This is a genomic window from Acetobacter papayae, from assembly GCF_047721125.1.
Lineage (GTDB): Bacteria > Pseudomonadota > Alphaproteobacteria > Acetobacterales > Acetobacteraceae > Acetobacter > Acetobacter papayae.
On sequence record NZ_JBDNWF010000019.1, the window covers coordinates 22,710 to 45,679 of the forward strand.

At 56.6% G+C, this 22,970-nt stretch carries 25 protein-coding genes; 8 read left to right on the forward strand and 17 right to left on the reverse strand.

What is annotated here, in order from left to right; genetic code table 11:
• The first annotated feature begins 1 nt into the window (after window position 1).
• The 8 genes from ABF757_RS07440 to nfsB all read left to right on the forward strand — a co-directional run bounded on the left by ABF757_RS07440 (window position 2) and on the right by nfsB (window position 7,056).
• On the forward strand, window positions 2-739 hold the full coding sequence (locus tag ABF757_RS07440; RefSeq protein ID WP_415481598.1) for a TlyA family RNA methyltransferase: 738 nt from the start codon (window positions 2-4) through the stop codon (window positions 737-739).
• 143 nt (window positions 740-882) lie between these two features.
• Window positions 883-1,470, forward strand: coding sequence for a hypothetical protein (locus ABF757_RS07445; protein ID WP_415481599.1), 588 nt, complete (start codon window positions 883-885; stop codon window positions 1,468-1,470).
• 129 nt (window positions 1,471-1,599) lie between these two features.
• Window positions 1,600-2,826 carry a dual-specificity RNA methyltransferase RlmN gene (rlmN, locus tag ABF757_RS07450; RefSeq protein ID WP_025859944.1) on the forward strand — a complete coding sequence of 409 codons (1,227 nt, stop codon included), beginning with the start codon at window positions 1,600-1,602 and terminating at the stop codon, window positions 2,824-2,826.
• A 110-nt stretch (window positions 2,827-2,936) separates the two neighbouring features.
• Window positions 2,937-4,178, forward strand: coding sequence for an argininosuccinate synthase (locus ABF757_RS07455; protein WP_025859945.1), 1,242 nt, complete (start codon window positions 2,937-2,939; stop codon window positions 4,176-4,178).
• A gap of 47 nt (window positions 4,179-4,225) precedes the next feature.
• The gene (locus ABF757_RS07460) at window positions 4,226-4,732 is read left to right on the forward strand and encodes an FKBP-type peptidyl-prolyl cis-trans isomerase (protein WP_415481600.1); all 507 of its coding nucleotides are present in this window, start codon (window positions 4,226-4,228) and stop codon (window positions 4,730-4,732) included.
• Window positions 4,733-4,807: 75 nt separating this feature from the next.
• Complete coding sequence (locus ABF757_RS07465) at window positions 4,808-5,260, forward strand: c-type cytochrome (protein WP_415481601.1); 453 nt, start codon at window positions 4,808-4,810, stop codon at window positions 5,258-5,260.
• Window positions 5,261-5,298: 38 nt separating this feature from the next.
• Window positions 5,299-6,294, forward strand: a complete 996-nt coding sequence (gene trpS / locus ABF757_RS07470) for a tryptophan--tRNA ligase (RefSeq protein ID WP_415481602.1) — start codon at window positions 5,299-5,301, stop codon at window positions 6,292-6,294.
• 111 nt (window positions 6,295-6,405) lie between these two features.
• The gene (gene nfsB / locus ABF757_RS07475; protein WP_415481603.1) at window positions 6,406-7,056 is read left to right on the forward strand and encodes an oxygen-insensitive NAD(P)H nitroreductase; all 651 of its coding nucleotides are present in this window, start codon (window positions 6,406-6,408) and stop codon (window positions 7,054-7,056) included.
• Window positions 7,057-7,112: 56 nt separating this feature from the next.
• Here nfsB and ABF757_RS07480 read toward each other — a convergent pair whose 3' ends face one another.
• The 17 genes from ABF757_RS07480 to ABF757_RS07560 form a co-directional block, all read right to left on the reverse strand.
• Window positions 7,113-7,376 (reverse strand): DksA/TraR family C4-type zinc finger protein, encoded by a 264-nt coding sequence (locus ABF757_RS07480; protein WP_415481604.1) that lies wholly within the window; start codon window positions 7,374-7,376, stop codon window positions 7,113-7,115.
• 144 nt (window positions 7,377-7,520) lie between these two features.
• Window positions 7,521-9,302 carry an AMP-binding protein gene (locus tag ABF757_RS07485; protein ID WP_415481605.1) on the reverse strand — a complete coding sequence of 594 codons (1,782 nt, stop codon included), beginning with the start codon at window positions 9,300-9,302 and terminating at the stop codon, window positions 7,521-7,523.
• A gap of 20 nt (window positions 9,303-9,322) precedes the next feature.
• Window positions 9,323-10,570 carry an MSMEG_0569 family flavin-dependent oxidoreductase gene (locus tag ABF757_RS07490; protein WP_415481606.1) on the reverse strand — a complete coding sequence of 416 codons (1,248 nt, stop codon included), beginning with the start codon at window positions 10,568-10,570 and terminating at the stop codon, window positions 9,323-9,325.
• A gap of 16 nt (window positions 10,571-10,586) precedes the next feature.
• Window positions 10,587-10,874 (reverse strand): MSMEG_0570 family nitrogen starvation response protein, encoded by a 288-nt coding sequence (locus ABF757_RS07495; protein WP_025859952.1) that lies wholly within the window; start codon window positions 10,872-10,874, stop codon window positions 10,587-10,589.
• Window positions 10,862-12,040 carry an MSMEG_0565 family glycosyltransferase gene (locus tag ABF757_RS07500; protein WP_415481607.1) on the reverse strand — a complete coding sequence of 393 codons (1,179 nt, stop codon included), beginning with the start codon at window positions 12,038-12,040 and terminating at the stop codon, window positions 10,862-10,864. Before ABF757_RS07500 ends, ABF757_RS07495 begins: the two co-directional genes overlap by 13 nt.
• Window positions 12,037-13,011 carry a sll0787 family AIR synthase-like protein gene (locus ABF757_RS07505; protein WP_415481618.1) on the reverse strand — a complete coding sequence of 325 codons (975 nt, stop codon included), beginning with the start codon at window positions 13,009-13,011 and terminating at the stop codon, window positions 12,037-12,039. The genes ABF757_RS07500 and ABF757_RS07505 overlap by 4 nt, the downstream gene beginning before the upstream one ends.
• Entirely contained in the window at window positions 13,008-13,562 is a 555-nt protein-coding gene (locus ABF757_RS07510) for an MSMEG_0567/Sll0786 family nitrogen starvation N-acetyltransferase (protein ID WP_415481619.1), read from the reverse strand. Before ABF757_RS07510 ends, ABF757_RS07505 begins: the two co-directional genes overlap by 4 nt.
• 6 nt (window positions 13,563-13,568) lie before the next feature.
• A complete protein-coding gene (locus tag ABF757_RS07515; protein ID WP_415481608.1) occupies window positions 13,569-14,678 on the reverse strand; it encodes an MSMEG_0568 family radical SAM protein in 1,110 nt (369 codons plus the stop codon).
• Complete coding sequence (locus tag ABF757_RS07520) at window positions 14,675-15,640, reverse strand: Nit6803 family nitrilase (RefSeq protein WP_415481609.1); 966 nt, start codon at window positions 15,638-15,640, stop codon at window positions 14,675-14,677. The genes ABF757_RS07515 and ABF757_RS07520 overlap by 4 nt, the downstream gene beginning before the upstream one ends.
• Before the next feature lie 25 nt (window positions 15,641-15,665).
• Entirely contained in the window at window positions 15,666-16,148 is a 483-nt protein-coding gene (locus ABF757_RS07525) for an MSMEG_0572/Sll0783 family nitrogen starvation response protein (protein ID WP_207854209.1), read from the reverse strand.
• A 339-nt stretch (window positions 16,149-16,487) separates the two neighbouring features.
• Window positions 16,488-17,891: an aminotransferase-like domain-containing protein gene (locus ABF757_RS07530; RefSeq protein WP_415481611.1), complete on the reverse strand. Its 1,404-nt coding sequence runs from the start codon at window positions 17,889-17,891 to the stop codon at window positions 16,488-16,490.
• 110 nt (window positions 17,892-18,001) lie between these two features.
• Window positions 18,002-19,177: an MFS transporter gene (locus ABF757_RS07535; protein ID WP_415481612.1), complete on the reverse strand. Its 1,176-nt coding sequence runs from the start codon at window positions 19,175-19,177 to the stop codon at window positions 18,002-18,004.
• A 28-nt stretch (window positions 19,178-19,205) separates the two neighbouring features.
• Window positions 19,206-20,414: an NTP/NDP exchange transporter gene (locus tag ABF757_RS07540; protein ID WP_415481613.1), complete on the reverse strand. Its 1,209-nt coding sequence runs from the start codon at window positions 20,412-20,414 to the stop codon at window positions 19,206-19,208.
• Window positions 20,415-20,491: 77 nt separating this feature from the next.
• A complete protein-coding gene (locus tag ABF757_RS07545) occupies window positions 20,492-21,130 on the reverse strand; it encodes an NADPH-dependent F420 reductase (protein WP_415481614.1) in 639 nt (212 codons plus the stop codon).
• A 138-nt stretch (window positions 21,131-21,268) separates the two neighbouring features.
• On the reverse strand, window positions 21,269-21,751 hold the full coding sequence (locus tag ABF757_RS07550) for a cupin domain-containing protein (protein WP_415481615.1): 483 nt from the start codon (window positions 21,749-21,751) through the stop codon (window positions 21,269-21,271).
• Between the two features lie 21 nt (window positions 21,752-21,772).
• Complete coding sequence (locus tag ABF757_RS07555) at window positions 21,773-22,234, reverse strand: hypothetical protein (protein ID WP_025859959.1); 462 nt, start codon at window positions 22,232-22,234, stop codon at window positions 21,773-21,775.
• Between the two features lie 266 nt (window positions 22,235-22,500).
• Window positions 22,501-22,818, reverse strand: coding sequence for a hypothetical protein (locus ABF757_RS07560; RefSeq protein ID WP_415481616.1), 318 nt, complete (start codon window positions 22,816-22,818; stop codon window positions 22,501-22,503).
• Between the last annotated feature and the right edge of the window lie 152 nt (window positions 22,819-22,970).

Genomic DNA, 22,970 nt, shown 5'->3' on the forward strand with positions numbered 1-22,970 from the left:
TATGGCGCGGCGTCGGGCGGATCAGCTCCTGGTTGACCGGGGGCTGGTCGAAAGCCGCAGCAAGGCACAGGCCCTGATTATGGCAGGGCTTGTGTTCTCGGGTGAAAAGCGGATTGCCAAGGCGGGCGATCAGATTGCCGAGGAAACTCCGCTTGAAGTTCGTGGGCAGCCGCATCCATGGGTCTCACGCGGCGGTTGCAAGCTTGATCACGCTCTTGCCCATTTTAACCTCTCCCCGCAGGGTCTGACAGGGCTTGATGTCGGAGCGTCTACGGGCGGATTTACCGATGTGCTTTTGACCCACGGCGCGGAAAAGGTTTACGCCGTGGATGTGGGGCATGGGCAGCTTGCATGGAAACTCCGGGCGGACCCACGGGTGGTCGTTCTGGAAAAGTGCAATGCACGACATCTCGACGAAACACTCATTCCGCAGCCGCCACAGGCTATTGTCTGTGATGCTAGTTTTATTGGGCTGAGAACCGTGCTTCCGGCTGCACTTGCTCTGGCAGCGCCGGATGCATGGGCGGTGGCCCTTATCAAACCCCAGTTTGAAGCAGGGCGTGAGCATGTGGGCGCCAAGGGCGTGGTGCGTGATCCCGCCGTGCATGACGCGGTGTGCGCCATGATAACAGAATGGTGGAGCGCCCTGCCCGGCTGGACTGTTCTGGGGGTTGAGGCAAGCCCGATCACGGGACCGGAAGGAAACCGTGAGTTTCTGATTGCCGCGCGCCGGGTCTGACGCGCGAGCGTTTCGATAGCGTTTCAAGCATTAAATTATTATTTCAGGTTTGCGCGCGTCTTTTGCATGGCAGCCACCTGTTTTTTTGTGTCAAACTCCTGAGAGGTCACAAACCTGTAACACTTGAAAGGGAGCAACGCATCATGCGCAAACTCGCAGCCTTGTTTGGCACAGCCTGTCTTATTGGTGCGGCCGGTATCGCGCATGCGGGTCCCGTTGCTTCCTCACCCGCGATCAGCCAGCCACGCCTGCATGAGTCCGGCGTTGGCCTTCTTAGCCGTTACGAACATGACGGTCTGGTGCTGGCGGATAACGTTCAGGCTGGTTCGCTGACCATTCAGGCTGACCCGGCGGCCATTCAGGTCATGTCCGGCGAGGAAAGCAACCGCTATCGTCTGGCGTTGAAGGATATTCTTTCCGCCGCCGCGACATATGCCTATCTGTATTTTGGTCAGCATCCCGAAAAAGCGACTCTTGTTGTTACGGCAGATGTCCAGCGTGACGGTTTCAGCCATGCTAGCGCTTCTGCCGGTGCACAAGACAATGTAGGCCCGGCGCTGACCATGGAAATTGCCCGCCCGTCTTTCCCTATTTCGGCTGATTCCCGGCCTGATGCCTATTCGGCCCAGACCATTGGCATGATCCTTGACCAGATTGACACGGGCAAGGTGAGCATGGCGCCGTGGTTGCGTTCAGCTCTGAAAAAACAGGCAGCGCTGCCACGTCAGTAAAATGACAGGCCGGCGACGCAGGGAGCAGGAAAAAGCCCATAAAAACCGATTATTGAAAGAGGCTGGTATCTGCCAGCCTCTTTTTTTGTTATAAGAACGGCCTTCTTCTCCAGCAACGCAGCCTGTCTTATGTCCTCTTTTACTTCGTCCTCCCCTTCCCTCACGGCGGATGCGCATGCCGTAGCGCTCATGGATGAGCGTGAACGCGCGCGTATTCTGGCCAAGGCTGCGCTTTTCAGTCCGCCATCTGCGACATTGCCGGATGGCCGTCGTGATCTTGTTGGTCTCTCGCGCGAAGAGATCACGGATATTCTGGTCGAAATTGGTGAAAAACCTTTTCGAACCAAACAGTTATGGCACTGGATTTACCATCAGGGCGTAACGGATTTTTCCCTAATGAGTTCGATCGCCAAGCCGTTGCAGCAAAAGCTGGCCGAGCGTTTCATTATCGGACGGCCCGAACCGGCTACGGTGCAGACCTCATCAGATGAAACCCGGAAATTTCTTTTCCGCTTCCGTGACGGACAGGAGGCGGAAACCGTCTATATTCCTGACCGCAGGGAGGACCGGGGCGCTGTCTGTATTTCATCGCAGGTGGGTTGCACCCTTTCATGCACCTTCTGCCATACAGGTACCCAGAAGCTGGTGCGGAACCTTGGGGCTGCGGAAATTGTCAGCCAGTTCATGGCAGCCCGTGATTCTTATGCGGAATGGCCTAGCCCCAGAGGGGAAACTCCGCGCCTGCTGTCCACCATCGTGCTGATGGGCATGGGTGAGCCGCTCTATAATTATGAGAATGTGGCCAAGGCCATGAAAATCATTATGGATGGCGAGGGTATCGGGCTTTCACGCCGCCGTATTACCCTTTCGACATCCGGTGTCGTGCCGCTGATGGATCGGTGCGGGGAAGAGCTTGGCATTAATCTGGCGGTTTCGCTCCACGCTGTGCGGAACGACCTGCGAGACCAGATTGTGCCCCTTAACCGTAAATACCCGATTGAAGAAGTTCTGGCCGCCTGCCGCCGCTACCCGGCGGCGAGCAACGCGCGACGCATCACGTTTGAATACATCATGCTGCGCGATGTTAATGACAGCGATGCGGATGCGCGGGAACTAGTTCGGCTGATTTCGGGTATTCCCGCAAAGGTTAACCTTATTCCCTTTAACCCATGGCCGGGCAGCGACTATCGTCCCTCCACCCGGGAGCGGCAGGCCAGATTTGCGGAAATTGTGATGAATGCGGGATTTGCATCCCCCATTCGCACGCCCAGGGGCCGCGATATTCTGGCGGCCTGCGGGCAGCTCAAAACCGCCAGCGAACGCGCCCGGGCGGGACAGGCACCGGCTGACGAGTAATTTTTGCATCGATACAGACCATATGCGCACAAAGCAGACTGGTTTGATGGTTGCCTCGGTGATAGGAGAGAGGCAACCAGTTGTTGAGCGTGTTTCAGGAGCACAGTTGTATGGGCATGACTTCCGCCAAAAAAGACGTCAAGAAAGTTGTACTTGCCTATTCAGGCGGGCTTGATACGTCTGTTATCCTGCGCTGGCTGCAGAAGACCTACCAGTGCGAAGTCGTGACATTTACTGCCGACCTTGGCCAGGGCGAAGAACTGGAACCCGCACGCAAAAAGGCGGAGCTGTTCGGCGTAAAAGAAATTTTTGTCGAAGACCTGCGCGAGACCTTCGTCAAGGACTTCGTTTTCCCGATGTTCCGCGCCAATACGCTTTATGAAGGGCAGTATCTGCTGGGCACTTCTATTGCCCGTCCGCTGATCGCCCAGAGGCAGATCGAGATTGCCGAGGCGGTTGGGGCCGATGCCGTGGCCCATGGTGCCACCGGTAAGGGCAATGATCAGGTTCGTTTCGAACTGGCTTACTATGCTCTCAAGCCCGATATCACCGTTGTGGCTCCGTGGCGTGAATGGGATCTGACATCGCGCACCCGCCTGCTGTCCTTTGCCGAGGAAAACCAGATTCCGATTGCCAAGGACAAGCGCGGCGAAGCCCCGTTCTCGGTTGATGCCAATCTGCTGCATTCGTCCTCCGAAGGCAAAATGCTGGAAGACCCGGCGATCGGCCCGGAAGAAATCGTGTTCCAGCGCACGATCTCTCCTGAATCTGCCCCCGATAAGGCAACGGAAATCACCATTGATTTCGTCAGCGGTGATCCGGTGGCCATCAATGGCGTGGCCATGTCTCCTGCAACCCTGCTGACCGAGCTGAACAGGCTGGGCAAGGAAAACGGTATTGGCCGCCTTGATCTGGTGGAAAACCGCTTTGTAGGCATGAAGTCACGCGGCATTTACGAAACACCCGGTGGCACCATCCTGCTGACGGCGCATCGTAGCATCGAGTCCATTACGCTTGACCGTGAAGCCATGCACCTCAAAGACAGCCTGATGCCGCGTTATGCGTCCATCATCTATAACGGGCTGTGGTTCTCGCCGGAACGGCGGATGCTTCAGGCACTGATCGATGCTTCTCAGCACTCCGTGACTGGCCGTGTGCGGCTGAAGCTGTACAAGGGTAATGTGATCTGCGTTGGCCGCGAAAGCCCCAACAGCCTGTATGATACGCGTGTCGTGACCTTTGAGGACGATGAAGGCGCGTATAATCAGGAAGATGCACAGGGCTTTATCAAGCTCAACGCCCTGCGCCTGCGCCTGGGTGCCCAGATCGGCCGCAAGGGTGGAACGCTGTAAGCCAGCGTTTTACCCGACCAGACCTTTTAAAAGGAGCCTGAACGAACATGGTCCGTCATTTTCTGTCAAAATCTGGAACTTTCGCCGCTGTCATGGCGGCCTCTCTCGCGCTGACAGGCTGCGGGGCGCACAAGGATTCAGATGAAGATCTGACACCTACCCAGCAGATGGCCAAGCTTGTAGCCGAGCCGGGTGTGGTGAAGCTGAAAGACGGACTGGCTTACAAGGTTCTGGAATCAGGCCCCAAAAATGGCGAGCAGCCCAAGCTGGGCGATGTCATGATGCTGATTTATGAAGGCCGACTGCCTGATGGGTCCATTTTTGACAGCTCCGAACAGCACGGTAACGGCGCTTATATGCAGATGCCGCTGAATGGTCTGGTCAAAGGCTGGATGGAGGCGCTGCCGCTCATGCATGTGGGTGATAGCTGGATGCTGTATGTGCCGCCGGAGCTGGGTTATGGCCATAAGGCCATGGGGGTTATTCCTTCCGATAGCCCGCTTATTTTCCGTATCCAGTTGCTGGGTGTTGAACATACCCATGCAATGCCCTGATCAGGCACAGGCGCGTATGGGGGCCCTTTTTTCAGAAAAGGCTCCCATTATGCGTTTGATGGTGCAGAGATGCGCATGATGCGTCGGGGAGTTATGGCGGTGGCGGCAGTTCTGCTGCTCGCGGGCTGCTCTCCTAAAAGTCCCAAATCACTTTACGGCAATAATTGCGGCATCTGCCACCATGGTGGTGATGGCATGCCGGGTTCCGTGCCGCCTCTTGTCGGGCGTATAGACAAGATAGCCGCAACGCCTGAAGGACGGCATTATCTGGCGGATGTGCTCATGCATGGTGTGAGCGGCAGGATCATGGCCAATGGCCAGCCCTATAATGCCGAAATGCCCCCTTTTCGCTACCTGAAGGATGAGGATGTAGCCAGCATCCTGACATGGCTTTCCGCCCGGGGTGGGCGAGAGAATGCCCCTGCTATCAGCCCATCGGATATTGCTGCGGCGCGTGCCGCTGCCAAGTCCGCAGGACAGGTGGCGGATGAACGCGATGCTCTGAACCGTCAGCACCCCATTCCCTGAAATTTTGTATAACGTCACTACGGATAGCAGTTACTCTCATGCAGCGTATTTTTTCCGGTATCCAGCCTTCAGGCGTGCCCCAGCTAGGCAACTATCTCGGGGCCATTCGTAACTGGGTAAGCCTGCAGGCAGATCACGAGTGCATTTTCTGCCTTGTGGACATGCACGCCATTACGACATGGCAGGCACCGGAAGAACTGCGTCGCCATACGCTGACACAGGCTGCCATTCTGCTCGCTTCAGGCATTGATGCCTCCAGGCATATCCTGTTCAACCAGTCTGCTGTGTCGGCTCATGCCCGGCTGGCGTGGATTTTTAACTGCGTTACCCGTCTTGGCTGGCTCAACCGTATGACCCAGTTCAAGGACAAGGCTGGCAAGGACCGGGAAAATCATTCATCCGGGCTGTACGTGTATCCTAACTTGATGGCTGCTGACATTCTTGCCTACAAGGCAACCCGTGTCCCCGTGGGGGAAGACCAGAAACAGCATCTGGAACTGGCGAACGATATCGCGCAGAAGTTTAACCACGATTACGGGGTTGAGTTTTTCCCGCAGGTTGAGGCCCTTATCCCGACAGCCGCTGCCCGGGTCATGAGCCTGCGAGATGGCACCAAGAAAATGTCCAAGTCGGACCCATCTGCCCAGAGCCGTATCGAGCTGACGGATGATGCAGATACCATCGCCCTGAAAATCCGCCGTGCCAAAACCGATACGGAAGTGCTGCCAGCGGAACCGGAAGGCCTTGCAGATAGACCTGAAGCCCGCAACCTTGTCGCTATCTATGCAGCGCTGGCAGATATGAGTGCTCAGCAGGTACTCGACCAGCATCAGGGGCAGGGTTTTGGTCCGTTTAAAGCGGCGCTGACAGAGGTTGTGGTGCAGGCCATTGCTCCTATCGGTAAGGAAACGACCCGCCTGCTTGGTGATGAAACGCATCTGCTGAACACTCTGCGTCTGGGTGCGCAGCGGGCTCAGGCCATTGCGGAACCGATTGTCAGCGAAGCGGAAAAGCTTGTGGGTTTTTTAAAATAGCCTGACCGCCCTGCCCCGTTAAAGTCGGGAGGCTGCCAGACGCTTGACCGGGAGGCTGAAACTTCCCATCCTGCCGTGCAGTTTTTCGTTATGTTTTTACGGGGCAGAACAATGGATCTGATCAAAGTTCTCGAAACGCGGTATACAACCAAGGCCTATGATCCGAGCCGCACGCTGTCGGATGAAACCGTAACCCAGCTACTGGCTTCGTTGCGTTACAGTCCTTCCTCAGTCAATTCGCAGCCATGGCATTTTATCGTGGCGGATACGGCAGAAGGTAAGGAACGCCTGGCCAAGGCACTCACCGGGCCGTTCAGCTATAATGCGCCCAAAGTGCGCGATGCCTCTCATGTTGTGGTGCTGTGTGCGCGTGACACGCTTGAACCCGCCTATCTGGATACCCTGCTAGCGCAGGAAGATGCCGATGGCCGTTTCGCCAATGAGCAGGCGCGTGATGCGCAGGGCAAGACCCGTTCAGGCTATGTCAATCTGCATGAGCAGGCTGGAGATGTCGCCCAGTGGGCGGAAAAACAGACCTATATTGCGCAGGGCTTCCTGCTTCTGGCTGCCGGTCTGTTAGGTGTGGATGCAACGCCGATGGAAGGGTTTGATGCTGCAGCTCTGTCGGAAGAATTCAACCTCAAAGCTCAGAACCTGACGCCGGTGGTGCTGGTCTCGCTTGGTTATCATGCGGAGAGCGATTTCAACGCTAAGCTGCCGAAGTCACGCCTTAAGGCTGATGTCGTGTTTTCACGCGCCTGAGGGGGCAAACCTCAACTAATGGTATCACCCGCTTGTAAAAGACGGGTGATACCCATTTAACGAAGCTGACTATCCTTGCTGCCTCGCCGGTTGATGGCCGAGAAACGTGGCTGTTTATCCCGCTCTGTCTGGCAGTCTATACACAGCTTGACGCCGGGTAGCGCCTTGGCCCGTGCAGGGGGAATATCTTCACCACATTCACGGCAATGGGTTTCGCTTTCACCCTGTGGGATATGAGCCCGAGCCCGCTTGACCGCATCGGCAACCGTATCGTCAATCTGATCCTGCACCGCACTATCCGGTGCCCAGCCACTGGCCATGTTGCTGCCTCAGTTCTGATTTGAACACTTCACGCTAGCATAGGCTCTACCTTCCCGCTTTTGTCGATCCGACTAGGGGATGCGCAAACACGAAAAGCAGAAGAAGGCTCGGCGATAGCGTTTTTCGGTAGTAAACGTGAGCAGTCAGAGACTCTGTGCGGAGGCAAGGGCCTTACGGGTTATTTTGCCTGACTTGGTGGTGGGCAGTGCTTCGACAAAATGAATGTCGCGTAGGCCAGTCCATCGACCGAGCGTTTTATTGACCTCTGTTATGAGGTCATCCGCTGTGGGGGGCGTGTCTGCACCCTTGTCGATCACGACATAGGCCACCGGGCGTTGCCCCCTAAGTGTATCGGCAACGGCTACAACGGCGCAGCTATGAACTGCCAGATGAATCGCGATGATTTTTTCGATCTGGATGCCCGAAATCCGTCTGCCTGAAACCTTGATGACATCGTCAGAGCGCCCAAGCATCCGCACGGCGTGATCTGTATCGATCATGCCTTCGTCAAAGCTGCGATAGTATTGCCCGGTGTCGTCCAGATACAGGTCCGGTGCATGGATTGAGTGCTCACGCCACACCCCAGCCAGACAGCCAGGTGGTAGCGGGAGTGCGAGCATGATCTCGCCACAGGGTTCGCCCGGTAGTGCTGGTGCAATAACGGGACGAAAACCCGGTGCGGGACGGCCGATCTCGTTTGCAAGGTTGGTTGGCTCAGGCTCGTGCAGGCCGAAAAAATGAGCGGTGATGCTCCACCCGGTTTCCGTCTGCCACCAGTGATTGACAACGGGCCGCTGAAAATATGAACGCGCCCAGTCGAGCAATGTCGGGTCTGCATATTCCCCGGCCACAAAAATACGGGCTAGTGTGGGCGGTGCTGGTGGGCAGATATGGCGGCTTTCCTGCCGTATCAGGCGCATTTGTGTGGGGGTGGTAAACAGGCATGTTACGGCATGCTCCGCACAGAGTGTGCGGATGGTGGAGGCCGAGGCCGAGCCTTCCACTATGACACTGGTGCAGCCACTAATGAGGGGGGCGTAAACACCATAGGAATGGCCGACAACCCAGCCGAGATCCGATGTCGTGAAAAACGTATCACCCGGCTGGCAGCCGTAAATAAGTTCCATGGACAGGGCGAGTGCTACAGCATGCCCTCCATTGTCTCTTACAATGCCTTTGGCTTTTCCGGTCGTGCCGGATGTGTGGAGAATATAGAGCGGGTCTTCTGCCAGTACGGGAACAGGTGGCACAGGGGCAGCCAGTTCCAGCGTATGGAAATCGTAGTCGCGTCCGGCCATCAGTCTGGTCGGGCATGCCGCCCGCTGCACAATGATGCAGGCCTGTGCTGTATGCGTAGCCCTTGCAAGAGCCTCCTGCAGAGCGGGTGTGGACGAAATGGCTGTGCGGCCCTGAAAGCTGCAACTGGCGGTGATGATGACTTTGGGCGCTACATCGTCAATCCGTGCGGCCAGTTCAGGTCCGGCATATCCGGCAAAAACTACGACATGCACAGCACCCAGCCGGGCGCAGGCCAGCATGGCTATGGCGGTTTCAATCATTGTGGGCATGGAAATCAGGACACGATCTCCCTTCCCTACCCCCAGAGCGCGCAGGCCCCCGGCAAATCCGGCCACCCTGCCCTGCAACGCCTCGTAAGTTATGCTTTGCTGTTCCTTTGTGGCGCAGGAATGCCAGACAAGAGCGGTCTGGTCTGCGCGGCCATTTTCAACATGGCGGTCTAGCGCATTATGACAGGTGTTGAGAGTGGCGCCGGCAAACCAGTCGTACCATCCATCCTCCCGCACGCGGCACGCCGTGGCGGGGGGCTGCTTCCATGTAATGCGCTGTGCGGCTTCCAGCCAGAATGTCTCAGGCTGGGTTAGGGCTGCCGCGGTCATTGCCTCGTATGTTGTCCATGGAAGCATGGTTTTTGCTCCGTCTGGTTTCAGGCTACAGGGATATTGTGGCCTGTGATCTGGCTGGTCAGCCACGCGGCATCACGCGAGATGCCGGAAAACCGACCAGACCCCCATGTGTGCAGCCATGGCAGGCCAAGGAAGTAAAAGCCCGGCGCATTCGTAACGCCACGCTGCCACAGCGGTTTGCCCGCACCGTTGAAAACCGGCACGTCAATCCAGCGATAATTGGGCCGGAACCCAATGCACCAGACAATGGAGGTAATACCGGCGGCTTTCAGGTCGAGCGGTGTGTTCTGTCCATCAGGTGTCCATACGGGTGTGTAAGGGGCTTCCGTAGGCGCGCTGATTCCTTCTCGGGCGATATAGGCATCGATAGACTGCTTGATGTCGGCATTGGTTTTGTCCGCATCATCAAGGTTTTCTTTTAAATCGGGCAGGAAATGCGCCACGTCATCGCGGATGGTCTCAAGCGTGCCGTGCAGCCCGACGCCTTCACTGGCGAAAAGGCGCAGGTCAAGGTCATGCCCGCCATTACGGCCTGTGACGTAATGGTTGGTTTTGTCACGTGCACCATCGCGTAGCGGGTGATTATCGACTGTGAGATCATAGAAATGCATGTCCGCCAGCCAGTCCACAACATCCCGCCCACGGTAGAAGCGCGAAACACGGGGGGCTGAGCCAACGCATAGATGGGTTTGACGCTTTTCAATAAACAGGTCTTCGACAATCTGGGCGCCTGACTGGCCGCTTCCCACGACCAGAACGGCGCCTTCAGGCAACTGTGCTGCGTTACGGTAATCCTGCGAATGCACCTGCATAATGGAGGGATCGATTGCGCTGGCGTAACCGGGAATGACAGCGTCATGATATGCACCAGATGCGATAACCACATGGCGCGCATGCCAGATTTCATTATTGGCTACCACCCGATACCCACCGTTTTCATGCCGTGTAATGGATGTAACCGGTGTGTGCTCGCGCAAGGGGGGAGTAAAGGAATCCACAAAGCCTTTTACATAATCAATGATTTCCTGCTTCACCATAAAGCCGTGCGGGTCTTTGCCCTTATAGGGGTGCCCGGGCAGTGCGCATTGCCAGTTAGGGGTAACAAGGCAGAAATTGTCCCAGCGTTCATCATCCCATGAATGGCAGGCTGTGCTGGCTTCAAAAACAATATGCTCGATATTTTCGCGGCAGAGATACCAGCTCATGGAAAGGCCAGCCTGACCACCGCCGACGATAATAACGGGAATGCTTTTTTCGTTCGATGTCATGGTACTATTCCGTTTTTCAGGATCTGAAAGACAGGACGCTTACTGTGGCGTCGGGTCGCTCAAGAAAGGGGGCGCAGCTCTGGCGTATGCTCTGTAACTGGCCAAGAGCCCGACTGCAGGGGAAGCCGTAACGGGCACGCACCCGCTCGCTGGCTTCGTTCAGGGCGGTTTCCGCTTTATTCAGGAAGGTGCTGACCGGGTAAGCCTGCCCCGGAACAAAGTGCTCCTGAATAACCAGCGAGGGGGAGTAACAATCCGCCTCCGTGCCGTCTGGCCAGCGCACGCGAAAGATCATTTCGGGCATGAGTGCAAATCTCCGAAAGCACGGGCGTCAATGCCGGACAGGGCCGCCAGACGCCGGTAAGCAGGAAGGTGGCGACGGGCGACACTGCGCCAGTCGAAGCGGCGGGCCGTAATGGGGCCTGCCGCCAGAAAATGTGTGCGGCTTTCCGGGCTCAGGGCTTCACGGAGTGCCTGCAACAGGCTGTGCGGCTGATCCGGGTTGCACCACAGCACATCAGAGCCGGACAGATGCTCGGTGAAAGGCGGCGCATTGGGTACGATAACGGGCGTACCACAGGCCAGAGCCTCCAGCGGGCATAATCCGAACCCTTCAACGGCGGATGGATAGGCCAGTACGGCTGCCTGCCGGTAAAAAGCCGGCATGTCCTCATCCGCTACGGGGCCGGTTACGCTCACATGATCAGCCAGCCCGCTGGCCCGCAGGCGGGCATCGAATGCGGTCCGGCAAGCGGAATGATCGAGAAGCGAGGCCCCACCCGCCACGACCAGATGAAGGTCCGGCTGCTCCTGACAGAGAGCCAGAAACATCTCCAGCAGCAGCAGGGTATTCTTGCGGTGCTCGATCCCCCCTACGGACAGGATCAGGCGTCTGTCAGCGGGCAGATGATAGCGCGCCCGTAAGGCGGAATCCTGCTTATCGGGGTGGGGAGAAAACTTTGCCGGATCGACGCCATTGCCGACAACCGGGGCCGTCCGCCCATGCCTGTCCTGTAGAATGTTTTTCCACAGGGAACTGACGCTCAGCAGTTCGGTGGCGGTCATGAAGCCACGTTCCTGCCTTGCCGCCAGTTCGGGGTGATCAAAGCTGTCGAGATGGTGCACAGTACGGGCAAAGCCCGTTATCCTGCCTTCTTGCACCAGATCTGCCAGGGCATTGGCGCTGATGGGGTCCTGTGCGTGGAGCACATCAAAGGAATGGGAGCGCAGGGCCTGCTGTATCTCGCCCACACGCTGCGTAACCAGAGCCGGCAGGCTCTGCGCGCCACGCGCTGGAATGCACCATACCGGGCAGCGTGGTGTGCGGAAAAACCCCGCCCCGGTTTCATCCGGGGCAATCAGGGTTGCGTTGTACCCTTCTGCACACAGGGTTTCGGCCAGTGCCATGGCATGCACCACCCCACCGCGCGGATTGGTGGAATGCGTCAGAATGCCAATGGATATACTCATGGCGCACATCCCATGAGCGGTGTTGTAGCGAGGTCCCAGAAGGTTTCCTGTGTTCCGTTCCAGAGGACATCGAGCCGTTTTGTATCATCGCACTGGCCGATTATGGATGCTGCTATGCCACGGGCCTGAAAACGGGTGAGTATGGCCTGTGCATCGTCCGGTCGGGCGGTCAGCAGATAGCCATAGCTGGGAAAAGCCGAGAGCCAGCGCTCCATGGGGGCGTTATCCGGCCGGGGAATGTCCTCAAGCGTGATGCGCATGCCGATTGCAGAACATTCTGCCAGCATGAGGGCCGTGCCCAGTAACCCCGCCATGCTGATATCTTTGGCGGCGCGGCTTAGTCCTGCTTCGGCAATATCTGGCAGCAGTTCCAGATCATCCCTTAGCCGTTCGGCTTCTCCGGCGGTGTAAAGAGCCGAACTGGCATCCCAGAAAGGATGCGGGTCATGCCACCGGCCCCGCAGGTCAATAGCGGCAATCAGCACCTCACCCGCACGGGCATCAAAGCTACTCAGTAGGGCATTTGCCCGCCCGAGAATGGCTACGGAAAGCGAGTTATGGGTGCTGCGCATATTGGTGTGCCCACCCACCACCGGCACGTTATAGGCGCGTGCGCCATCATGCAGGCCGGTGAGAATGGCGGCGGCGATATCGCTCTCATCGCTCCACAGGGCATCAGTTACGGCAACGGGCCTGCCCCCCATGGCAGCAATATCGCTGGCATTGACCATAACGCCGCAATACCCGGCAAACCACGGCATGGCGCGCACGAAACTGTCCTGAAAGCCTTCGCTGGCAAAAAGCAGGTAGCCATCGCCATCGGGAATGGCGGCGCAGTCATCTCCCAGTCGGGCGGGACCGCGCACGTCAGAGCCAAGAATGCTCATGGCCTTTGCAATATCCTGCTTGGCCGCCAGCGCTCGCCCTTCGCGCAGGGTGTGGAGCAGGTTTGCCAGAGTGCTGGCCATTATGCTGCCTCCCGGTTGCGCGGCTGTGGCCGGAGCAGCCATGTCTGGTCACGTCCATGGGCTGGATAGCGTGACAGGTCGGCCTGCATGTCATGGTGGGGGCGACCATGCAGGGTAATGGCTCCAAGGCTTGTCCAGTAAAGGCGGCGGAAGAACAGCACGTTCTGCTCCTGCACCTGCGCAAGAAACCGGGTTGCCCCTAGCCCATGCGCCGTGCAGACCGCCATGCGGATCAGTTCCGCTCCAATTCGCCCGAGTTTGCGGTGTTCGGCATGAACCGCCAGACGGGAGCCGCGCCATAGCCCCGGCTCGGGTTCATGAATACGCACGGCCCCTACAACCCTGTCCGGCATGCCGGCTACGCAGCATGCTGCGATGATGGGGATGGCGGTTTCGTCAATCACATCACGGTCATGGCCGGAAAACACCCCCTGCTCCGTGCAGAAGACCTCACGCCGCAGGGCATGATAGCCTGCGCGTTCCCACGGAGTGCGCGCGAGGCGGATGACATATTCCATGGGAATGAACGACCGGTTTTCCACGCCTTCAAACATCATGGCTCAGGCCTCATAGGCCGAGAGGGAGGAACAGGCGCCGCACCGGCCGCATCCAGCACGGATATCGGTGGATTTCATGTTTGCGTTGCGTAGCATCTGCCCCAGAGGGGCCAGAACGGATTTCATGAAATCGGCTGAAGGCGGGGTGTGCTGCTCAAGCGGGGTGCCGGAAATAGGCACGAACGGCACCACAAAGGGATAAACGCCCAGTGTAATCAGTCGCTCGGCCAGATTCAGGATTTCCTCGGCACTGTCGCCTAGCCCCGCCAGAATGTAGGTATTGACCTGCCCACGACCGAAAACCGGTACCGCGCTGGCAAAGGCCTGCATATACCGCTCAACACTGACGGTTGCTTTGCCGGGCATGATTTTTTCGCGCACGGCCTGTGTGGCGGCCTCAAGGTGCATGCCAAGACTATCGGCCCCGGAGTCACGTAGGCGCTCGAACCAGTTATGGTCACGCGGAGGCTCGCACTGCACCTGTAATGGCAGGTCTATCGCTGCCTTGATGGCGCGGGCTGATTCCGCCAGCACGGCGGCACCACGGTCAATGACGTTGGGAGTGCCGGTTGTCAGCACCATGTCACGCACGCCGTCGAGTTCCACTGCGGCCTTTGCGACCTCGGCAAGTTGTGCTGGGGTTTTGTAGGCAATGGTGCGCTCGGCTTCAAGCGACTGGCCAATGGCGCAGAACTGGCAGGATGTCCGGCGGTCGGCATAGCGGATACAGGTCTGGTGAACCGTGGTAGCCAGCGTATCGCGGCCATGCAGCAGGGCAATTTTCCAGTAAGGAATGCCATCTGCCGTGCTCCGCCCATAAAAGCGCGGCGCGGCGGGGAAATGGATGGTGCCAAGCCTCTGCCCGTCACGCAGCAGCGTGCTGGCACCACTCTGATCCGGCGGGCTAGCCTGAAAGGGCGAATGCCGTGCCCCGGATGTATAGACTGGCACCATAACCGTATGACCTGCGATGGTGATGGTCTTATGGTCCGATGGGCCTGCGCCGCCTTTGCGGCCAATACCGCTGGTATCGTCGCCAAGCTGGAGCCCGAACGATTGGAGGTCGGTTACGAGCTTACGGCCTGTATAGGTGCCAAGCGTTGGAATGGTCATGACCCGGCCTCATCCGTGTTGAGCACCGCTTCACCCTCATAACGCACGGTGCGGGCCGGACGTCGGTCATGCAGCAGGCTCAGGAGTTCAGGGCGTGCATAGTGCCCCACGGAATCCATCATGCGCTTGCGTTTGGTAATGAGCGCGAAATCGAGATCCGCAATCACCATGCCCTCACCTTCAGTAAGCGGTGTGCCGAGCAGCTTGCCTTCGGGCGAGACAATGGCCGTAAAGCAGCCGCCACGCAGGGGGCCTTCAAGAGCCGGGTCACGCGCGATTTCGCTAATCTGCTCTTCCGTAAGCCAACCGGTTGCGTTCACGACAAAGCAACCGGATTCCAGCGCATGATGGCGGATTGTGACTTCCATCTGATCGGCAAAAATCTGCCCAACCAGTGAGCCGGGAAACTGCGCGCAATGAATTTCCTCATGCTGGGTCATCAGTGCATAGCGGGCGAGCGGATTGTAGTGCTCCCAGCAGGCTAACGCCCCGATACGGCCTGCGGCGCTATCGACTACCCGCAGCCCTGCCCCATCGCCCTGCCCCCAGACCATGCGTTCATGATAGGTGGGTGTAATCTTGCGGCGGCGGAGCAGAATGTCTCCCGTAGCGTCGAAAATGATCTGTGTATTGTAGAGAGTTCCGAAATCCCGTTCGTTCACTCCCAGCACAACAACCATTCCGGTCTCACGTGCGGCCTCTGCCACCATATCCGTAACCGGACCGGGTATGACAACGGCACGTTCGTAAAGCTCGAGATGTTCACCACCGAAGCGAAAAGCAGGCTGGATGAATGAAAAATATGGGTAATACGGCACAAAGGTTTCAGGAAAGACCGCCAGTTGCACGCCTTTTTCAGCGGCGTCACGGATGGTCTGGCAGACTTTCCGGGCAGTACCCAGACCATCGTCACCAAGGACAGGGCTGATCTGGATGGCTGCGGCGCGGACTATACGGGACATGCGGGCGGTCCTTCCCGAAGGTTTTTCAGACGGTCCAGGTATCGAGGATAAAGGCATTATCCCGGCGGGCGAGCAGGATCAGGTCCAGCACATCCTGCGGGTTGATGGGGGTAATGCCCGGGATCAGGGATTTTTCGCCGTGGCCGTAAAGAGCCTGCAACGCAAAACGACAGGCATAAACCTTGCCGCCTTCTTCAAGGATTTTCATGATCTGCTTGTTGCAGTTCATGTGGCCGGGGAAAGCTTCATCGCCAAGGCGGGGGAAACCGCGCTGCACGCCAAGGGTTACACCGGGGCCATAGAGCAGCACCGATGTCTCGAACCCCTTGCGGATCAGACGCGTGGCCTGCAGCAGATTGACAAAACCGATGGAGCCTTCAAACGCAACCGTATGGAAGGTAATCAGGGCTTTCTCGCCCGGTTTGGCCTGTACGTCTTCAAAGACCTTGTTTTCGTAATCAACGAAGCAGTCGCCATCCTGATGGGGCGCATGTTCAATTTTGGGCATGTGCATCTCTCCCGTGTGCCACGGGTTGCGGCGGAAGGCCGCAACGGACCGTGGTGCTGTGGCGACCGTGGCACGGGATGGGAGACGCGTAAAATTTTGTATGACTTACTTTGTGGGTACAAAAACGAACAAATAAATGAAAAAGCTCCCATCGGAAAAAGACAGGAGCATACAAAAATTCTCAATCACTCATACAATCAGAGTTCTCATAGCTAACACATTGTTTTAAAATGGTTTTATTATCACGTATTCGTGAATATCATGCTGTCTTGTTTTTCTGCCCGCCAGAAGCAGTGCCTGAAATCGGCATGTGTGGCCGATTCCAGGTGGGGCAAGTCGTCAGACAATATCGGTAAAGCCGGGTGAGCGTTTGTGTCGCAGCACGGACAGGACGCCATGCAGAGATTCCTCCAGACTGGCTACATCTGGTGCGCTACCGAGCGCGATACGCGCTCTTTGTGGTGGTTCTCCGCTGATGGTAAAAACCGTACTGGGCACAAGCGCCAGACCCCGGCGGCGGGCATAAGCCACAAAATCCGCACTCCCCCACCAGTCTGGCAGCTTCAGCCATACATGCGGGCCATCGGGGTTCTGGCAATGTCCATCGCCCAGAATCCGGCGGGCGACCGATTGTCTCAGGCGTAATTCTTTCTGAATTCCATGTAGTATGGCCTGTGCTTGCCCTGTCTGCATCCAGCGTGCAGCCAGCGCGCTGAGCAGACCCGCATTCGTAAGGGCCAGAGCCCGGATTGCCGCCGTAACCCGCCGGGTCATGTCCGGGTTGGGCAGAGCGACATAGGCCGTGCGCAGACCGGGACTTAAGGTCTTGGCCAGAGTGGCGATATAGCTTACCCGGCCATGATCAAGAGCGGCCAGTGCAGGAAGTGGGTTTTCCATCAGCAGGCTGTAAGGATCATCCTCGGCAATGGTGAGGTGATGGTGCTGGGCAACCGCCAGAATATCCTTGCGGCGCTGGAGCGACATGGTGGCTGTTGTGGGGTTGTGAATGGTCGGGATACAATAAAGTAGCCGGGGGTGGTGTTCCGAGCAGACCCGGTCAAGCTGGTCGGGCATCATGCCTTCCGCATCACTGTCCACCCCCACCAGCATAAGGCCGAACTGAGCTGCTATTGTCCGTATGCCGGGATAGGCAATACGGTCGGTTACGATGATATCTCCCGGCTGGGTATGCGTGCTGACAATCGCGGCCAGCGCACTCTGCGCTCCCGGAGAGACAAGGATTTCGTCCGTCCGTCTCTGACCGATAACCGGTTCGATCCACTTTGCTCCAAGCTGCCGCTCCGCAACGGTGCCCCCCGTCACCCGGTAGGACATCAGGCTGTTGAGGTCCTGCTGCTTCAGAATGGTGGCAAGGTCGTTCTGAATAATACGCTGGAGCGGTGGGTCCTGCGGAATGGGTGGCAGATTCATAGTCAGGTCCACCACGGCTGGGCCGGTATGCCGCCAGTGGCTTTCCCCCGCACCGATGCGGATAAACGTTCCCCGCCCGACCGTGGCATCAATCAGCCCTCGCCGCCGGGCCTCGGTAAAGGCCCTGGTGACGGTTGTCAGGTTGGTTTCGAGATACTCCGCTATTGTTCTCTGCGGAGGCAGTTTATCCCCTTCCTGCAACACCCCTTTGCGAATGGACAGGGCAAGGGCATCGGCCAGTGTCAGGTAAATGGCATTTGGGCTGCGGTTTATTTCTTCTTTCCACTGCGCCAGATAGGCGTAATCAGCCATGATCGAAATTCCATACATTCTGTCTGTCTGGAGAGGACAATACTCCATACAAACAGAATGTTCATGGATTTCCACACGACTGAACAAGCAGCCCCGTTGAGACGGGTTCCTTACTCAGCCTGCGGAGACAGCGCGCCAGTGCGGGACAGCAGAACGAGCAGAACGCCCAGTAGGCTGATAGCCAGCCCTGCGATAGACACCATGGAATACCCGAACCCAAGCGAAAGCACGGCGCCACCAAGAGCCGCTCCTAATGCATTGCCGAGGTTGAACGCACCTATATTAACGGATGAGGCAAGGCCCGGTGCAGCATGAGCAGCCTGCATGGTGCGCATCTGCAAGGCGGGCATGATGGAAAAACTGGCAATACCCCAGAGCAGCACGCCAACCAGAGCCCCTGCGGGTGCCGTGGCAGCAAAGGGAAAGAGCAGCATGATCAGGCCGAGAAGCGGGAAACAGATCAGCAGCGTTCCGGCCGTGGAGCGATCTGCCGCCCGCCCACCAATGGCATTGCCGATGCTGAAGCCAACACCAATGAGCATCAAGGCAATTGTCGTCAGGGTCGGGCTTGCTTTGGTAATATGTTCAAGCATCGGTACGATATACGTATACAACTCAAACATGGCGCCCGCGCCGATAACCGTCACACCCAGCGCCATCAGTGCGTTGGGCCTCAGAATGGCTTTGAGTTCTGCCGCTGCATCCGGTCTTGGCCCGGCTTCGGCCAGTGGCAGGGCAAAGGACAGGGCGGCAACGGCAACAAGACCGAGCAGGGAAATACAGGCAAAAGCGCTACGCCAGCCTAGCGTGTCGCCCAGCCATGTTGCTGCGGGCACACCAAAGATATTAGCGACAGTTAGGCCCATGAACATGCTGGCCACCGCACTGGCCCGGCGGTTGGCCGCTACAAGGCTGGCCGCTTCCACTGCCCCCAGACCAAAGAAGGCTCCATGGGCCAGACTGGTTAGAATCCGGGCTAGCAGCAGTTGCTGGTAACTGCTGCTGGCAGCCGATGTCAGATTGCCGATCGTGTAAAGGATCATCAGGCCGATCAGCGCGTATTTGCGCGGATAGCGCGCCAGAAACAGCGTAATGACGGGCGCTCCCCCCATCACCCCAAAAGCGTAGGCGCTGATCAGGCTGCCTGCCTTGGGAACGCTGACATGCACGCCATCGGCCAGCACGGGCAGCAAGCCCATGGGCGTAAATTCCGTTACCCCGATGGCAAATGCACCACAGGCCAGAGACAATAAGGCGAAACCGGATGAATACTCTGCTCTCGACAAAAGACACTACTTTCCACGTTCAGGTGAATCAGGCGCGTTCAGGAGCTTCATTTTTATGCTGTGCGAGCAGATAGCCACAGCCTGCCCATATGAGAGCCAGAAACGCGCCTGCAAAAGAAATATAAAGCGGACTATGTGCCAGCAGCATCAGGGTTGAACTAACCCAGCCGCTGACGGCATCCCCTGCCCTGTATACCACCGTATCCAAAAAATTCTTGGCGCGATACTTCACAGCAACCGGCATGCGTGTGAACAGCATCTCCCGGCCGGGGCGGATAAAGGCATATTCCCCTATCCGCCGAATTCCCATGACCACAGCAACCACACCAAAAGTCGGGCATGCAGCCAGAACCAGAAACCCTGCTACAATCAAGAGCGGAACGACGGTCAAAAGGCCCAGCAACCCAAACCGGCGAGCAAAAGAGCCGGTTATAAAAAGCTGGCAGATGAGCGATAGCGCCTGAACGATTCCGTCTATCGCCGAAAAAACACGGATCTGAGCACCGCGCGTGGGGAAATTTTCCGCAACCAGGCGCGCCTGTTCAAAATAAAGAAAAGTGGAGGCGGTGGTCAGCAGCATAACAAACCCTGCAAGACAAAGCAGGTAAGGTGAGCCGATGACCAGCGTAAACCCTGAGAAAGGATTACCTGAAACCGGCTGTTGGCGGGATTCCTGTTCCGCGGCGGTATCGCGTGTAAGGCGCCAGCGCATCAGGCGGGATTTGGCAAATGCCGCACAGCCCAGCATCAACGCGGATGCAACGAGCAGGCCAGACACCGACAGGATATTAACCATCAGCGCGCCAAAAACCGGCCCGGCTATGCCTCCAGCGCTGGCGCCACCTGCAATAAATCCGAAGAGACGGCGCGCCTGCGCCAGATCAAACACATCTGCCATCAGGCTCCATGATACGGAGACTACAAACAGGTTGAAAACGGATAGCCAGACAAAAAAGACACGCGCAAGCCATGGGCTGCTTGGCCAGAAAAACATGCCGAGCGCGAAAGACAGCATATTGAGGGCGAAAAAACCGTAAATCCAGTCGACAAAACGCGTTCGTGGAACATGGGCGTTCAGCCAGCCATGAATAGGAACCGCGACCAGCATGGTGATGAACGTCGCGCTGAATAGCCACTGGAGATGATGGACGCCACTGGCAATGCCCATGGAGTCACGCACGGGCCGCAGGATTGCATAGCTGGTGAAAAGAAAGAAAAAGAGCCCGAAACCCCACAATGTTGCACCAAATTCATCTGCGCGCGCATGAGTCGCCTGCTGTGCAACATGACGGATTTTTTTGAAAACGTGCCTGTTCAGAGTTCATGACCCCGAACAGGCACGCTGCCAGTGGCTTTGATAAGCTCGGATGCAACAGCCCCGGCAGCGTTGTCCGTGTAGCTGTAGAGAATCTGGGTATTGCCGCCACCCCCATTGGCCAGACTGCTGGCATTGACGGAATTAAACGCCCGCACAAAATGTGTCTGCGGAAAAAGATGGGCGGAGTAGCGGGCTACACCTTCAGCATGGGCTTCGTTCGCGAGCGCGCCATCGCGGAAGGCATAGGCATTATCTGCATCGATCAGGATTTTTCCAGACAGTGCGGCTCCGTATTGTGCGGCAATTTCTGGCTCGGCTTTGTAAGGTACGGCAAGCACGATCACATTTGCGAAGGCAATGGCTTGTGCCACGCTGCCTGCATGGGCATTTGGCCCCGCTTCCGCCAGAGTTATCTGTAACTGGTCAGGATGGCGGGAAGAAAACATGACCGGATAACCAGCTCGCGCCCAAAGCCGCCCGAGTGTGCCGCCAACCTGTCCTGCTCCGATAATACCGATATGGCGCGGGGTGGCCGGGTCATCCGCCGCTATGGCTGTGCGTATGTTGATACCTGTGGTTACGGCAACAGCGCCCAGAACAAGAGCACGGCGAGACAGTTGAAAGCGTGGCTGCATAGGTGATTTCTCCTGTTTCAGTCCTTTCTGGCAAGGTCTGCGCCTTTGCCGAGGGGCTGCCCCGCGCAGTCCATGAGCAATTCAGTACTCTGCCTTGCTGGACTGCTGCGGGCTCAAAGTCGGGTGCAATCCGGGGGATTAATGCTGATGCCTGGGGTCATCTCTGGGGGCGACATAGGTCATTTCAAACGGGCCAACTCCCGAAACCTGCAAAATAACCGGATGATCGCCTGCTTTGAGAGCATGCGCCATATTGACAGGGAGATGTACGAAGCCACCAGACGCCATATGATGTATGGTCGCGTTTTTCATGCTGGTGCCTGTATAGTGATCAAGCTCGCCAGATATGACTGTCAGCATTTCATCAAGATTATGGGTGTGCAGGGGAATAAAGCTGTGTGGCGGCATCATCACCCGAAGGGTGAATGGCTCGTGCTTGGCAAGATCGCCATATAAATAGGCTATCTTGATTCCAGAGGGGAAAATGGCCGGGGCTGGTTGCCATACAACCGCCCCGGCATCCGCAATGATTTTCTCTCCCTGATGTCCTTCAGCAAAGGCCTGATTCATCAGAGGGGTGGCCCACAGAATGGCCAGCAGAAGAAAATAAAAGCGTTTCATATTGACCTTAACTTAACGTTATTACCAGCCGTAAGGCCCCATGCCTGGGTTCCAGTTACCCCATGCGGGATCCCAGCCGACCCATCCTGGCCCCATGCCCCAATCACCCCAGTTCCATGCGGCATCGTCATAATCAATAGCCGTTTCCTGCTGCTCGTTCGCCAATGTTTTTTGCTGGCGGTACTGCTGGTAGGCACTAAAGGCTTTCTGATCGCCTACATACAGGCAATCACAAACGGTGGGATCGGCATAGACATAGAATACCTTACCGTCATGAATACGGCGTACAAACCGATGAGCAGGCAGCTTGTTCAGCATTGTCTGCCTTTGTGATGTATCCGCCAGATGGAAGGCAAAACCTGCCGCAGCCAGATGGTCTTCCTTGCTTTCAATACGCTGCGCGCTGGTTGCGCAGCTACTCAGCAGCAACAGCCCGGCACATACAGCGCCAGAAATCGATTTTGCATGAATTTTAAAAGGCATGGCACTTCCTCTACGTATTCGTGTCGGTAGGAATGCTTATTAGCAATAAAATATAGACTGCTTTCAATAGCGTATTTTCATAAAATATCTTTATGTGCCTAATTATACAAAATGCACATAAAATTTATATTTAATTATAGTTTATAGTTTATAGTCCCGAACAAAGTTAACGAGATATTGATTTATTGTGGAATTTCATGGGGTATGAGTTTTTGATATCAACTATATTTCTTATATACAAATCATCACGAGCGCATGAAAAAATTTCAAAAATCGTAAGGGGTTATTTGTTCCATAATAATTTTATTATCGTAATATTTTTTCTTTATCCGGTTTTGCCGGAGGGATATCTCTGAGCACGTCTTATCCATTTTCTTGGATAGTATGGTTTTTCTTTCACGCGGAAGGCTTTCATCCCATTCCCCAGAAAGATACTGGCAAATCTCGGCATCGTGTAAAAAGCGTTTAACATCTTGAGGGAGTTTTTCTTTGTTTTGTGCATGGGCGCTATAGGAAGTAGCCTTGCACATTGTCACCACTAAAGTGGTGACAAGAAAATACTTACAAATGCCCACCATGGTCATGGACTATACCCTTAGTCATTCTAGACGGAAATAGAATTTGTGCATTTTGTTGGCTTTGTTGCGCAAATAGTGGCGAGGGATTCACGGGGTGAATCCATTCTGGTAGCTGGGCGAGATGAGCAAGCCGCAGCCGACGCGATACCGCACGACGA